Annotated in this window: 12 protein-coding genes; 3 read left to right on the forward strand and 9 right to left on the reverse strand. The window is 52.8% G+C overall.

Going from position 1 to position 13,666, the window contains the following annotated elements; translation table 11 throughout:
- Positions 1-210 precede the first annotated feature (210 nt).
- From shiA to FDW98_RS15065, 3 genes are all read left to right on the forward strand, one after another.
- Positions 211-1,533 carry a shikimate transporter gene (gene shiA / locus FDW98_RS15055; RefSeq protein ID WP_096757535.1) on the forward strand — a complete coding sequence of 441 codons (1,323 nt, stop codon included), beginning with the start codon at positions 211-213 and terminating at the stop codon, positions 1,531-1,533.
- A gap of 118 nt (positions 1,534-1,651) precedes the next feature.
- Positions 1,652-3,106 carry an AMP nucleosidase gene (locus tag FDW98_RS15060; RefSeq protein WP_096757536.1) on the forward strand — a complete coding sequence of 485 codons (1,455 nt, stop codon included), beginning with the start codon at positions 1,652-1,654 and terminating at the stop codon, positions 3,104-3,106.
- A 15-nt stretch (positions 3,107-3,121) separates the two neighbouring features.
- The gene (locus tag FDW98_RS15065) at positions 3,122-4,900 is read left to right on the forward strand and encodes an aminopeptidase P family protein (RefSeq protein ID WP_096757537.1); all 1,779 of its coding nucleotides are present in this window, start codon (positions 3,122-3,124) and stop codon (positions 4,898-4,900) included.
- Positions 4,901-4,955: 55 nt separating this feature from the next.
- Here FDW98_RS15065 and ptsG read toward each other — a convergent pair whose 3' ends face one another.
- The 9 genes from ptsG to fabG all read right to left on the reverse strand — a co-directional run bounded on the left by ptsG (position 4,956) and on the right by fabG (position 13,664).
- Positions 4,956-6,389 carry a PTS glucose transporter subunit IIBC gene (gene ptsG / locus FDW98_RS15070; protein ID WP_096757538.1) on the reverse strand — a complete coding sequence of 478 codons (1,434 nt, stop codon included), beginning with the start codon at positions 6,387-6,389 and terminating at the stop codon, positions 4,956-4,958.
- A 417-nt stretch (positions 6,390-6,806) separates the two neighbouring features.
- Positions 6,807-7,604 carry a metal-dependent hydrolase gene (locus tag FDW98_RS15075; protein ID WP_096757539.1) on the reverse strand — a complete coding sequence of 266 codons (798 nt, stop codon included), beginning with the start codon at positions 7,602-7,604 and terminating at the stop codon, positions 6,807-6,809.
- Positions 7,605-7,614: 10 nt separating this feature from the next.
- Positions 7,615-8,619: a DNA polymerase III subunit delta' gene (gene holB / locus FDW98_RS15080; RefSeq protein WP_096757540.1), complete on the reverse strand. Its 1,005-nt coding sequence runs from the start codon at positions 8,617-8,619 to the stop codon at positions 7,615-7,617.
- Entirely contained in the window at positions 8,616-9,257 is a 642-nt protein-coding gene (tmk, locus tag FDW98_RS15085; protein ID WP_096757541.1) for a dTMP kinase, read from the reverse strand. Before tmk ends, holB begins: the two co-directional genes overlap by 4 nt.
- Positions 9,247-10,269 (reverse strand): cell division protein YceG, encoded by a 1,023-nt coding sequence (yceG, locus tag FDW98_RS15090; RefSeq protein ID WP_096757542.1) that lies wholly within the window; start codon positions 10,267-10,269, stop codon positions 9,247-9,249. Before yceG ends, tmk begins: the two co-directional genes overlap by 11 nt.
- Before the next feature lie 2 nt (positions 10,270-10,271).
- Positions 10,272-11,081, reverse strand: a complete 810-nt coding sequence (gene pabC / locus FDW98_RS15095; protein WP_096757543.1) for an aminodeoxychorismate lyase — start codon at positions 11,079-11,081, stop codon at positions 10,272-10,274.
- A gap of 129 nt (positions 11,082-11,210) precedes the next feature.
- Entirely contained in the window at positions 11,211-12,452 is a 1,242-nt protein-coding gene (gene fabF, locus FDW98_RS15100; protein ID WP_096757544.1) for a beta-ketoacyl-ACP synthase II, read from the reverse strand.
- Positions 12,453-12,537: 85 nt separating this feature from the next.
- The gene (gene acpP / locus FDW98_RS15105; RefSeq protein ID WP_000103754.1) at positions 12,538-12,774 is read right to left on the reverse strand and encodes an acyl carrier protein; all 237 of its coding nucleotides are present in this window, start codon (positions 12,772-12,774) and stop codon (positions 12,538-12,540) included.
- A 155-nt stretch (positions 12,775-12,929) separates the two neighbouring features.
- The gene (gene fabG, locus FDW98_RS15110; RefSeq protein ID WP_096757545.1) at positions 12,930-13,664 is read right to left on the reverse strand and encodes a 3-oxoacyl-ACP reductase FabG; all 735 of its coding nucleotides are present in this window, start codon (positions 13,662-13,664) and stop codon (positions 12,930-12,932) included.
- Positions 13,665-13,666 lie beyond the last annotated feature (2 nt).

A 13,666-nucleotide genomic window follows, 5' to 3' on the forward strand; every position in this document is an offset into this window, starting at 1 on the left:
TAAGAAGCCTGCTTAGGAAACTAAGCAGGATTTTTGCTTTTCTACTTTCTCTTTCGTCCTATTTGTCATCTTACTCCGTTGTAACAGATAAAATCGTTTTCTCTTCCCGCCTGTCGCTGTAGTCTCATCACAGTCGCTAATATATCGACTGCAATGTGCGTAACCTTATTCCAATACTAATAACAAAAAATCAGTACAGACAGGATAGCTATGGATTCCACCCTCATCTCCGCGAGTCCTCAGGAGGACTCCTCTTTACATCATCGCGATCGCGCTCGACGTGCCGCACTGGGCAGCTTCGCCGGTGCCGTAGTCGATTGGTATGATTTTCTGCTGTATGGCATCACCGCCGCGTTAGTCTTTAACCGCGAGTTTTTCCCGCAAGTCAGCCCGGCGATGGGCACGCTCGCGGCCTTTGCCACCTTTGGTGTCGGATTTTTATTCCGCCCATTAGGCGGAGTTATCTTCGGTCACTTCGGCGATCGTCTTGGCCGCAAACGTATGCTGATGCTTACCGTCTGGGTGATGGGTATTGCTACGGCGTTGATTGGCATCATCCCCTCTTTTGACACTATCGGTTGGTGGGCTCCAGTACTGCTGGTAACACTACGCGCCATTCAGGGATTTGCCGTCGGCGGCGAATGGGGTGGCGCGGCGTTACTCTCTGTCGAAAGCGCGCCAAAAAATAAAAAAGCCTTCTACAGCAGCGGCGTGCAGGTGGGTTATGGCGTTGGCCTATTGCTCTCGACCGGATTGGTTTCGCTGATCAGTTCGCAAACAACCGATGAGCAGTTCCTGAGTTGGGGCTGGCGCATCCCATTCCTGTTCAGCATCGTGCTGGTGCTTGGTGCATTATGGATGCGTAACCGCATGGATGAATCAGCTGAGTTCGAGCAGCAAAAACAGGAACCTCTGCCCGAGAAAAAGCGGCTGCCGGTCGTTGAGGCGTTAATCCGCCATCCGGGCGCGTTTTTAAAGATAATCGCCCTGCGCCTGTGTGAGCTGCTGACCATGTATATCGTCACCGCGTTTGCACTCAACTATTCCACGCAAAATCTGGGTCTACCGCGCGAGCTATTTCTGAATATCGGTCTGTTAGTGGGTGGGTTGAGCTGTCTGACCATCCCCTGTTTCGCCTGGCTTGCTGACCGCTTCGGCCGCCGACGGGTCTACATTACCGGCGCTCTGGTCGGCACGCTCTGTGCCTTTCCGTTCTTTATGGCCCTTGAGGCACAGTCTATCTTTTGGATTGTATTCTTCGCCATTATGCTGGCAAACATCGCCCACGACATGGTGGTCTGCGTACAACAGCCAATGTTTACCGGGTTGTTTGGCGCCAGTTACCGTTACAGCGGTGCTGGCGTTGGCTATCAGGTAGCCAGCGTCGTTGGCGGCGGCTTTACCCCGTTTATTGCCGCGGCACTGGTGACCTTCTCGGGCGGAAACTGGCACAGCGTAGCCATATACCTGATGGCGGGGTGTCTTATTTCTGCCGCGACCGCAATTCTGATGAAAGATAAACCACACGGCTAAGCCGTTCTGCGAGGGCCGTTCGGCCTTCGCAGATTCTTCCTTAACGTCTGACTTTTGTTTCACATTCCTGTGACATACTATCGGGAGAGCAGCACATCTGTGGAACAAGGAGACAGACATGAACAATAAGGGCTCCAGCCTGACCCCGGCTCAGGCACTGGATAAACTGGACGCATTGTATGAGCAATCGGTTAAGGCTCTGCGTAGCGCCATTGGCAAGTACATTGAAACCGGGACGCTTCCTGACATCATCGCCCGAGATAAAGGTCTTTTTGTTTACCCTTCACTTTCTGTGACCTGGGATGGCAGCGCAACGAATCCTCCAAAAACACGCGCCTATGGCCGTTTTACCCATGCTGGCTGCTATACCACGACCATTACTCGCCCGTCTCTGTTCCGACCTTATCTTGAAGAACAGCTCACCCTGCTGTACCAGGATTACGATGCGCATATCTCTGTCGAACCGTCCCAGCACGAGATCCCCTATCCCTACGTGATAGACGGTTCTGAGTTGACGCTCGACCGCTCAATGAGCGCCGGATTAACGCGCCATTTCCCCACTACCGAACTGTCGCAGATTGGCGATGAAACCGCGGATGGAACATTTCACCCGGCAGAATTTTCTCCCCTGTCGCACTTCGACGCCCGACGCATTGATTTTTCACTTGCACGCCTGCGCCATTACACCGGCACACCGGTAGAACATTTTCAGCCCTTCGTACTGTTCACCAACTACACTCGCTATGTCGATGAGTTTGTGCGCTGGGGCTGTAGCCAGATCCTCGACCCGGACAGTCCGTATATTGCGCTGTCATGCGCAGGTGGAATTTGGATTACCGCAGAAACTGAGGCACCGGAAGAGGCTATTTCCGATCTTGCCTGGAAGAAGCACCAGATGCCCGCCTGGCATTTAATCACCGCCGACGGTCAGGGGATCACACTGGTGAATATCGGCGTTGGCCCGTCAAACGCCAAAACCATTTGCGATCACCTGGCGGTCCTGCGTCCTGACGTCTGGCTAATGATTGGGCACTGTGGAGGCCTGCGTGAGAGCCAGGCCATTGGTGATTACGTTCTCGCCCACGCCTACCTACGTGACGACCACGTGCTGGATGCCGTACTGCCGCCAGATATTCCGATTCCGAGCATCGCCGAAGTCCAGCGCGCGCTGTATGACGCCACCAAAGAGGTCAGCGGCATGCCCGGTGAAGAGGTCAAACAGCGACTGCGTACCGGCACCGTCGTCACCACTGACGACCGTAACTGGGAGCTACGCTATTCTGCCTCTGCGCTGCGTTTTAACCTCAGTCGTGCCGTCGCTATTGATATGGAGAGCGCCACGATTGCCGCGCAGGGTTACCGTTTCCGCGTACCTTACGGCACCCTGCTTTGCGTCTCCGATAAACCGCTGCACGGAGAGATTAAACTGCCAGGCCAGGCCAACCGTTTTTATGAAGGTGCAATTTCCGAGCATCTGCAAATCGGTATTCGGGCAATCGATCGGCTTCGCGCCGAAGGCGATCGCCTGCATTCCCGCAAACTACGTACGTTCAACGAACCGCCGTTCCGTTAAGGCCTGAAGGTAACTATGCATAACTCAACGCCCCTTTCCGCACTGCGCAATCTCCTGTTAGCACAGGGACTGGATGGTATGATTGTTCCACGCGCCGACGCTCATCAGAGTGAGGATTGCACACCACACGACAATAAACTGGCCTGGCTTACCGGCTTTAGCGGCTCAGCTGGTCTGGCATTGGTGCTTCGCGATCGCGCATTGATGTTTGTCGATGGACGTTACCAGGTCCAGGTCCGTAACGAAGTCTCCCTGGACGATTTCGAGATTCATCATTTACACGACGAGCCGCTGGCCGATTATTTGCAGACGCATGTGCCAGCAGGTACCCGCATTGGCTTTGAGCCTCTGCTGATGGTCAACAGCCAGTTTGAGGCGCTTTCGGCCACTCATTGCGAACTGGTCGCGCTGGAATCCGACCCCTTCGATACAGTTTGGCTCGACCGTCCGGCTGCCCCCTGCGGCATCATCCGCGAAATGCCTATTGAGATCAGCGGCGAAAGCAGTGCGCAGAAACGCGCACGGATCGTCGAGCAACTTGCTCAGCATCAGGCTGACTTTCTGGCAATCACCCTGCCCGATAACATCGCCTGGCTGCTCAATGTGCGCGGTTCAGATCTCAATATGGTTCCGGTGCCTTTTTCGTTTGCCTTGCTGCATCGCAGTGGTGAACTGGAGTGGTTTGTGGATGCCAACAAAACGCAGCAGTTACCCGAAGCGCTACTGAACGCATTAACGATTTCGCCACAAGAGGATTTTCTGTCTCGCTGCCAGCAACTTGCCCACGGGAAACGCTTCCTGGTCGATAAAGACTATGCGCCAGTTGCACTGCGATTCGCCATTGAACAGCACGGCGGCGAACTCCTCTGGGCACCCGATCCCATAACGCTTATCAAAGCACATAAAAATGACACTGAACTGGCGGGTTATCGCGAATGTCATGAGCAGGATGGTGCCGCTTGGGTGAACTTCCTCGCCTGGCTGGCGCATGAAGTCCCCTTACGTGAAGCGGCGGGTAATCCGGTAACCGAACTGGAAGCCCAGGAAAAACAGTTGGCGTTTCGCCAGCAGCAGCCTGGGTTTATTGAGCAAAGTTTTGGTACGATCTCAGCATCAGCCAGCAATGCGGCAATGTGTCATTATCATTCCAGCGAAAAAACCAATACCCCCATCACCTCTCAGGCGATGTATTTAAATGATTCTGGTGGTCAGTATCAGAACGGCACTACGGATACAACGCGCACCCTCGCCTTTGGCCCGCAGGATCCACAGCGTCGACTGCATTACACTGCGGTGCTGAAAGGCTTTTTATCACTGATCACGTTGCAATTCCCGAGCGGTACTCAGGGGCATCAACTGGATGCGTTTAGCCGTCGGGCACTTTGGGCGCTGGGCCTGGATTACGATCATGGCACCGGCCACGGTGTCGGACATCAGTTGTTGATCCACGAGCAGCCGCACCGCATTGCGAAGAAAGTGAATCCCTGGCCTCTGGTTGCGGGCAACATTATTACCATCGAACCAGGGTATTATCTGGCCGGACAATACGGTATCCGCATTGAGAATCAGGTGGAGATTATCGACAGTCGCCCTGGCTTTTGCCGCTTCTCCACGTTGACGCTGGTGCCCATTGATTTGAATCTGGTTGAGTTGCATCTGCTGAGCGAGAGCGAAAAGCAGTGGATTGATGATTACCATCAGCAAGTCAGAGAAACCTTGTCACCGCGCGTAAACAGTGATGCTCGTCCATGGCTATTTGCTGCCACCGCGCCGATTCGTGTTCAGGCCAATTAATGCATTAAAAAAGGCAGCCCGCAGGCTGCCTTAGTTCTCCCCAACATCTTATGGCTTAACTGTTACGGATGTATTCATCCATTTCAGTTTTCAGGTTATCGGACTTGGTGCCGAAAATAGCCTGAACACCAGAACCTGCAACCACCACGCCTGCTGCACCCAGTTTCTTCAGGCCAGCCTGATCCACTTTGGCGACGTCAGCCACGCTGACACGCAGACGCGTAATGCACGCATCGAGGTTAGTGATGTTTTCTTTTCCGCCGAACGCAGCAACCAGGGCCGGAGCCATTTCACCCGTTGCGCCCGCTTTGCTGTCTTCAGTCGCGTCTTCACGACCCGGTGTTTTCAGGTCCAGCGCTTTGATCAGCACACGGAAGATGGTGTAGTAGGCGATAGCATAGCCAGCACCGACAATTGGGAACAGCCACAGTTTGCTGCTGTTACCGGACAGAACGATAAAGTCGATCAGACCATGAGAGAACGACGTACCGTCACGCATACCCAGCAGGATACAGATCGGGAATGCCAGGCCTGCCAGAATCGCGTGGATGATGTACAGGATCGGCGCCACGAACATGAAGGAGAACTCGATCGGCTCGGTAATACCGGTCAGGAACGAGGTCAGCGCCGCGGAGATCATGATACCGCCCACTTTCGCGCGGTTTTCTGGTTTTGCAGAATGCCAGATAGCAATAGCGGCAGCCGGCAGACCGTACATTTTGAACAGGAAGCCACCAGACAGCATGCCCGCAGTCGGGTCACCCGCCATATAGCGAGGGATATCGCCGTGGAACACCTGGCCCGCAGCGTTGGTGTATTCGCCAATCTGCATCTGGAATGGAACGTTCCAGATATGGTGCAGACCAAACGGTACCAGGCAGCGTTCAATGAAGCCGTAGATACCGAACGCCACAACCGGGTTCTGGTATGCAGCCCATTGGGAGAATGTCTGAATAGCAGTACCGATCGGCGGCCAAATGAAGGACAGGACCACACCCGTAAAGATGGCAGCCAGACCAGAAATAATTGGAACAAAGCGCTTACCGGCAAAGAAGCCAAGATACTCAGGCAGTTTGATACGGTAGAAACGGTTGAACATATACGCTGCTATCGCACCGGAGATAATCCCCCCGAGAACACCCGTATCAGCAAGGTGTTTAGCTGCGATCTCTTCAGCAGGTAAATGCAGAACCAGCGGCGCAACCACAGCCATGGTCTTGACCATGATGCCGTAGGCAACCACTGAAGCCAGTGCGGAAACACCGTCATTGTTGGTGAAGCCTAACGCCACACCGATGGCGAAAATCAGCGGCATGTTTGCAAAAACAGAACCGCCTGCTTCTGCCATTACGTGCGATACAACGGCTGGCAGCCAGCTGAAGTTAGCGGAACCGACGCCCAGCAGGATACCTGCGATCGGGAGTACGGATACCGGCAGCATCAGCGATTTACCGACCTTTTGCAGGTTAGCAAATGCATTCTTAAACATAATTGAGAGTGCTCCTGAGTATTTGTGCTTATACACTTCATCCTTCCAAGCGCCTCAGCGTTGGCTGCGTTCGTTCACCCCAGTCACTTACTCAAGTAAGCACCTGCGATTCACTCACTTGCCGCCTTGATGCAGCTTGAATGATTTTGTGTATTTCTACGTTCTCACGCATTGGCGAGGGGGGAGAACCTCGCCGTGAACAGGGCATCTAAGTACCCTTTATTTATTACACAGAGTAAAATAATTCAGCTTATTTTTGTTTGACGGTTATCACAATTCAGCTGTGGATAGCCGTTAAATTCGCACAATCCGATAAAATGAGTATCTGAATGTGTCTAACTGGTTATTCACCGCCCATTTCACGGCGGTGAACTTTACTCGGTTTACTTATTAATTACGAGCTTTAAAAAAACTCGGTTAACGGATAGATTGCAGGCGAGAAGCGTTGATGTGAAACAGGCGGGCAAAGTTATCAGTGGTGATTTTCGCCAGTTCTTCAACGGCAACACCTTTTAATACAGCCATATACTCTGCAACATCACGAACCATGGCGGGCTGGTTCTCTTTACCACGATGCGGTACCGGCGCAAGATACGGAGAGTCAGTCTCAACTAACAAACGGTCCAAAGGAACATAGCGTGCGGCTTCGCGCAGCTGTTCAGCGTTACGGAACGTGACGATGCCGGAAAAAGAGATATAGAATCCGAGATCCAGCAATTTGCCCGCAGTTTCCCTGTCCTCTGTAAAACAGTGTAGTACGCCGCCACAATCCGTCACGTTTTCTTCGCGCAGAATAGATAGCGTATCGGCTCGCGCATCACGGGTATGGACAATCACTGGTTTTTGCAGTTCGCGGCCAATCTGAATGTGATGAATGAACGACTCCTGCTGACGCACTTTGGTTTCCGGGGTGTAGAAATAGTCCAGCCCGGTTTCCCCCATCGCCACCACACCGTCTTCCGCGGCAAAGCGACGCAGGTCTTCTACATCATAGGCTTCATCCTGATTTAACGGATGTACACCGCAGGAGAACACCACATTATCGCGCTCGCCAACCAGGTCGCGCATATTGCGGTATCCGGGTAAGGTGGTCGCCACGGCAAGACAAAACTTCACATCACGCGCTGCCGCTTTCGCCAGCACGTCATCCACGTCCTTATGCAGAGATTGATAATCCAGGCCATCAAGATGGCAGTGTGAGTCGACTAAAAACATAATGTCTCTCTCAAAGATGGGGAACAGGCAGTACGGTGCCTGGTTGCAGGTAATGCTCAATACGCAGGATAAGATCGGTTAATACCAGTTCACGATTGACGCCCGTCACGTTGAGCAGTTGCTGACGGCAGTGGCACACATCACCCAGCATCGCCTGAATCTGCGCCACGGAGAACCGTTCAGCAATGGATGAAATCAACGCCAGTGCATCAGGGTTAGTTAAATGGGCAGCACCATACGGACGTTTGAGCGCATCCGTAAACAGCGTTGCCAGCCAGTGTAAGCGGACTGCAGCTTGTTCATGGTTGAGCGCCGCCAGCAGCTGATACCAGTCGCCGGAATGCAAGGTGTTCGCCAGTGCCGCGCAAAAATCGCTACGGTGCGCCCAGCTTTCTGCCTGAAGCAACATGAGTGCCGCCCCAGGAGACCCGGCGCTCAGGCGCAGTGCGCTAAGAAGTGCATCCTGCGGGGCGGTCACTTCGCGGGCCACCCAGGAAACCGCATACGATTCCTCCGGGGGAGCAAGGTGATGCAATCGACAACGGCTACGTAATGTGGCAAGTAAGCGTGCCGGCTCGATAGTAGCCAGGAAAAACCACGTTTGCGCCGGCGGCTCTTCTAACGTCTTTAGCAGAGCATTGGCTGCCGCATCCGTTAACTGGGCAGCATCGGGGATCCACACCACTTTGGCACCGCCCAGACGCGAATGTTCGTACAGCTTTTCAGTGACTTCACGTACCGCGTCAACACCCAGCGTATTCTTTCCTTTTTCCGGCAGCAGAGAATAATAATCAGGATGCGTACCTGCCTGCATCAACTGGCAACCACGGCAATGTCCGCAGCTTTTATGCCCTTCCGGCTGCTGGCACATCAGATAGCGGCTAAGGGCGTAAATCAGCGCGTCGTCACCCATACCGGGTAACGCCTGAATCAGTAACGCATGGTGACCGCGACCCGCCTGGTAACTGGCGACAAGTTTTTCAAAATCGGGTCGTAACCATGGGTACCATTTCATGCGCCTTGCTCCTGTACCCAGTGGGTAATGGTGCTACGGATATCATTCATGACAGCTTCAAGCGGCTGCGTGGCATCTATGGTACGGATACTGGGATCTATCGCCGCCAGTTCCACATAGCGGGCGCGGGTGCGATTAAAGAAGTCAAAAGACTCCTGTTCAATGCGGTCCAGCTCACCACGAGCACGGGCACGCTTTAAACCCACTTCAGGCGTCACATCCAGATAGAGCGTCAGGTCCGGGCGAAAATCACCGAGTACCGCATCACGCAGAGTGGCCAGCATCGTTTGGTCGATGCCACGGCCACCGCCCTGATAGGCCTGGGTCGACAGATCGTGACGGTCGCCAATCACCCAGGTACCTTTTGCCAACGCAGGCTTAATGACGGTTTCGACCAGCTGAACACGTGCGGCGTAGAACATCAGCACTTCCGCTTTATCGGTAATCACTTCGTCACCGACCGACTTGATGTCCAGCACCAGGCTTCTTAACTTCTCTGCCAGTTGGGTTCCACCTGGCTCGCGGGTAAACACCATGTCGCGGATACCGAGTTGCTCAAGTGTCTCCACCACTACATCGCGCGCGGTGGTTTTTCCGGCGCCTTCCAGGCCCTCGATGACGATATAATTACTGCCCATTTTTTTCCTTAAGCACTTTCAGGTAATCCTGCACTGACCGGTTGTGGCTGGCAAGATTGGTATTAAATGTGTGACCACCTTTACCGTCAGCCACAAAATAAAGATACGGTGTTTTTGCCGGATGCGCGGCGGCCTGCAATGAGGCTTCACCCGGCATAGCAATTGGGCCTGGCGGCAGCCCGGTAATGGTATAGGTGTTATAGGCGGTCGGCGTTTCCAGATCGACACGCGACAATTTACCATTATACCGTGTACCCATCCCGTAAATCACGGTCGGATCGGTCTGTAAGCGCATGCCAATACGTAAACGGTTTATAAACACCGAGGCCACCTGATCGCGCTCGCTGGCGACAGCGGTTTCTTTTTCAATAATAGAGGCCATGGTCACCAGCTGATTTTTGTCGGTATACGGTAGACCTTCGGCACGCCCTTCCCAGGCAGTATCAACAGCTTTGACCATTTTCTGGTGCGCACGCTTCAGTAGCGCCACATCCGAGGTGTTGGCGGTATACATCCAGGTATCCGGCCAGAACCAGCCTTCCACCCATTCCGGGTTCTCCAGCTTCAGCGCCTCGGCAACGGTAGCATAGTTATCGTCGCTCAATGTGTGCTTGATATAGGGCGCATCGCGCAGCTGTTTAAGGTAATCACTCAGGCGCATGCCCTCAACCAGACGTAATGGGAACTGTGCTTCTTTTCCGCTTTCCAGCAGTTGCAACATTTCCCGTACGGTCATATCAGGCGTCAACCGGTAGGTCCCGGCTTTAAAATGCGAAAGGTCGGGTTCAATACGCAGTAACCACTGGAATACGCGTGGACGATTAATCACCTTATCTGCATACAGCTGCTCACCCAGAGCCAGACGACCCGTGCCCGCTTTCAGCGTAAAAATCGTTTCATCTTTAATCAATAATTTACTGTCCGCCAGATGGCGTACTTTCCACATTCCCACACCCGTGGCAATGCCCAGCACAACCAGCAATAAAAGAACAACGCATAACAATTTTTTCATGACTAATTTGGGTGCTCACAAAGTGGGGCTAAAAAATCGAATAACAAACGTGAAGACAACATCCTGTCACCACAGGCACGCACGGGAACCACCGGCATTAATGCATTACAGACAACCATCTCATCCGCCTGCATCACGTCCTCTTCCCGCGCATACACGTCGACAATCTTGAACGGTGATTGTGCCAGCATCCGCATACAGAATTGTCGCATAATGCCGTTCACGCCAGCCTGATCCAGTCGAGGGGTATAAACGACATCGTCTTTACGCCAGAACACATTAGCCGCACAGCATTCCGTAACCCATCCCTCACTGTCAAGAACCAGCGCTTCATCGGCGTCTGTCTGCTCAAGATGAGAACGAATCAGCACCTGCTCCAGTCGGTTCAAGTGTTTAATTCCGGCAAGCATCGGATTGCGCCCCAGACGCACAGGACTTACAGCCAGAACAATCCCATCGTTCTGCCAACGAGCGTAATGTGTGGGAAAGGCAGAAGTAGAGAGAATACGCGTGGGCGAATGACAGTTCGCGCCACTATAGCCCCTGCCCCCACTACCACGACTGATGATCACTTTCAGTACACCACGTGTATGCCCGACCGCCAGCATTTGCATTTCATCTTGCAGTTCTGACCACTTATCGAAGGGGATCAGCAATTTTTTGCATGCGTCGTCTAAACGCTGGAGATGCGCCGAAAGAAAACACACATTACCATCGACAATTCGCGCGGTGGTAAAACATCCGTCACCAAACTGCGTCGCACGATCGCTTGCAACCAACGTGCCCTGCTCACGGCCATTAATTAAGAACATGGTGGCTCCTTATACGTGGTCAGCTAGTTTGGCAGGATGCCAAAGCCAGGACAAGGTCGAAAAATCGAATAAAAAAAGGTCCGGCAAGCGGACCTTTTTTTATGACGCCAGGTAAGTTACCTGCGGGACTTAGATCTTTTTAAAGATCACCGAACCGTTAGTACCACCAAAGCCGAAGGAGTTACAAAGAGCATATTCCATGCCGCTGACCTGACGTGCTTCGTGCGGAACAAAGTCCAGGTCACAACCTTCATCCGGGTTATCCAGGTTGATGGTTGGTGGAACCGCCTGATCGCGCAGCGCCAGAATAGAGAAAATAGACTCTACCGCGCCCGCCGCACCCAACAGGTGTCCGGTCATGGATTTGGTCGAACTGACCATCACGCTACGTGCCGCATCACCAAAGACAGATTTCACTGCCCGAGTTTCCGCTTTATCGCCTGCTGGTGTAGACGTGCCATGTGCGTTGACATAGGCAATCTGACCGGGTTCGATAGCCGCGTCACGTAATGCGTTGACCATCGCCAGTGCAGCACCCGCGCCGTTTTCCGGCGGCGAAGTCATATGGTAAGCATCGCTGCTCATCCCAAAACCGACCACTTCAGCGTAAATTTTTGCACCACGCGCTTTTGCATGCTCGTACTCTTCCAGTACCACCATACCTGCGCCGTCGCCCAGCACAAAACCGTCACGCTCTTTGTCCCACGGGCGGCTTGCCGCTTGCGGGTTATCATTACGCGTAGACAGCGCACGTGCTGCGCCAAAACCACCCACACCCAGCGGTGTACTGGCTTTTTCAGCACCACCCGCAACCATCGCGTCTGCATCGCCGTATGCAATGATACGCGCGGCATGACCGATGTTATGCACGCCTGAAGTGCAGGCGGTAGCGATGGAGATGCTTGGCCCTTGCAGGCCGTACATGATGGTCAAGTGACCGGCCACCATGTTAACAATCGTCGACGGAACGAAGAATGGACTGATCTTACGTGGTCCACCGTTTACCAGCGAGGTATGGTTTTCTTCGATAAGACCGAGACCACCAATACCGGAGCCAATAGCGGCGCCAACACGGTGAGCGTTCTCTTCCGTAATTTCGAGACCAGAATCCTGCATGGCCTGAACGCCAGCGACAATTCCATATTGAATGAAGGCATCCATCTTGCGCTGTTCTTTGCGCGAGATAATGTCATCACAGTTAAAATCCTTTACTAAGCCAGCAAATTTCGTTGCATAGGCGCTAGTATCGAAATGGTCGATCAGGCTGATGCCACTCTGACCGGCAAGGAGAGCTTTCCAGGTAGACTCTACGGTATTGCCGACAGGAGACAACATGCCCAGTCCGGTCACAACTACACGACGCTTAGACACGGTTGTCCTCCAGGGAGGGAAAATAATTCAAGTGGGATAAAAAGATAAAACTCAGGCGGTCGAATGACCGCCTGGAGATGTTCACTTACGCCTGGTGACCGTTGATGTAATCAATGGCAGCCTGAACGGTAGTGATTTTCTCAGCTTCTTCGTCCGGAATCTCAGTATCAAACTCTTCTTCCAGAGCCATTACCAGCTCAACGGTGTCAAGAGAATCTGCGCCCAGGTCTTCAACGAAGGAAGCATTGTTGGTTACTTCTTCCTGCTTAACGCCCAGCTGTTCGCCGATAATTTTCTTAACGCGTTCTTCGATAGTGCTCATACTCTTAAATTTCCTATCAAAACTCGCTTTCGCGATGGTTTTCGTAGTGTATAAAATGTTGAAAAATTTGCAACTAAATCCCGGCAGGTCTTACCACGATTTTGCGTTATTTTGAGGGCATTCACCCTAATAACGCAAATTTTTTTATCTCGTGGTTAAACCATGTACATCCCGCCGTTGACATGCAAAGTCTCACCTGTGATGTAACTTGCTTCGTCAGAAGCTAAAAATGCAACCGCATTGGCGATTTCATTTGGGGAGCCAAGGCGCCCCGCAGGAACTGCCGCCAGCGTACCCGCACGCTGCTCATCAGTCAGCGCACGCGTCATGTCCGTTTCAATAAAGCCCGGAGCAACAACGTTTACAGTAATGCCACGAGACGCAACTTCACGCGCCAGTGATTTACTGAAGCCGATCAAACCCGCTTTCGCCGCAGCGTAGTTGGCCTGACCCGCATTTCCCATGGTACCAACCACAGAACCAATAGTGATAATACGACCATGACGCTTTTTCATCATAGCGCGCATTACCGCTTTTGACAGACGGAAAACAGATGACAGGTTGGTTTCGATGATATCGTTCCACTCGTCATCTTTCATGCGCATTAACAGGTTATCACGAGTAATCCCGGCATTATTAACCAGAATATCGACTTCCCCAAATTCTGCGCGAATATTTCCCAGAACAGATTCGATAGATGCAGGATCGGTCACATTCAACACCAGACCTTTACCATTTGCACCTAAGTAATCGCTAATGGCCTGCGCACCGCTTTCGCTGGTTGCAGTGCCAATCACTTTCGCGCCACGGGCAACGAGTGTTTCAGCAATTGCGCGGCCAATGCCACGGCTTGCACCGGTAACCAGCGCGATTTTTCCTTCAAAACTCATGG

Source organism: Citrobacter sp. wls711, from assembly GCF_005281055.1.
Classification (GTDB): domain Bacteria; phylum Pseudomonadota; class Gammaproteobacteria; order Enterobacterales; family Enterobacteriaceae; genus Citrobacter; species Citrobacter gillenii.

Coding starts and splice junctions, on each gene's coding strand:
- shiA (WP_096757535.1), top strand. CDS start 211: ATGGATTCCACCCTCATCTCCGCGAGTCCTCAGGAGGACTCCTCTTTA.
- FDW98_RS15060 (WP_096757536.1), top strand. CDS start 1,652: ATGAACAATAAGGGCTCCAGCCTGACCCCGGCTCAGGCACTGGATAAA.
- FDW98_RS15065 (WP_096757537.1), top strand. CDS start 3,122: ATGCATAACTCAACGCCCCTTTCCGCACTGCGCAATCTCCTGTTAGCA.
- ptsG (WP_096757538.1), bottom strand. CDS start 6,389: ATGTTTAAGAATGCATTTGCTAACCTGCAAAAGGTCGGTAAATCGCTG.
- FDW98_RS15075 (WP_096757539.1), bottom strand. CDS start 7,604: ATGTTTTTAGTCGACTCACACTGCCATCTTGATGGCCTGGATTATCAA.
- holB (WP_096757540.1), bottom strand. CDS start 8,619: ATGAAATGGTACCCATGGTTACGACCCGATTTTGAAAAACTTGTCGCC.
- tmk (WP_096757541.1), bottom strand. CDS start 9,257: ATGGGCAGTAATTATATCGTCATCGAGGGCCTGGAAGGCGCCGGAAAA.
- yceG (WP_096757542.1), bottom strand. CDS start 10,269: ATGAAAAAATTGTTATGCGTTGTTCTTTTATTGCTGGTTGTGCTGGGC.
- pabC (WP_096757543.1), bottom strand. CDS start 11,081: ATGTTCTTAATTAATGGCCGTGAGCAGGGCACGTTGGTTGCAAGCGAT.
- acpP (WP_000103754.1), bottom strand. CDS start 12,774: ATGAGCACTATCGAAGAACGCGTTAAGAAAATTATCGGCGAACAGCTG.
- fabG (WP_096757545.1), bottom strand. CDS start 13,664: ATGAGTTTTGAAGGAAAAATCGCGCTGGTTACCGGTGCAAGCCGTGGC.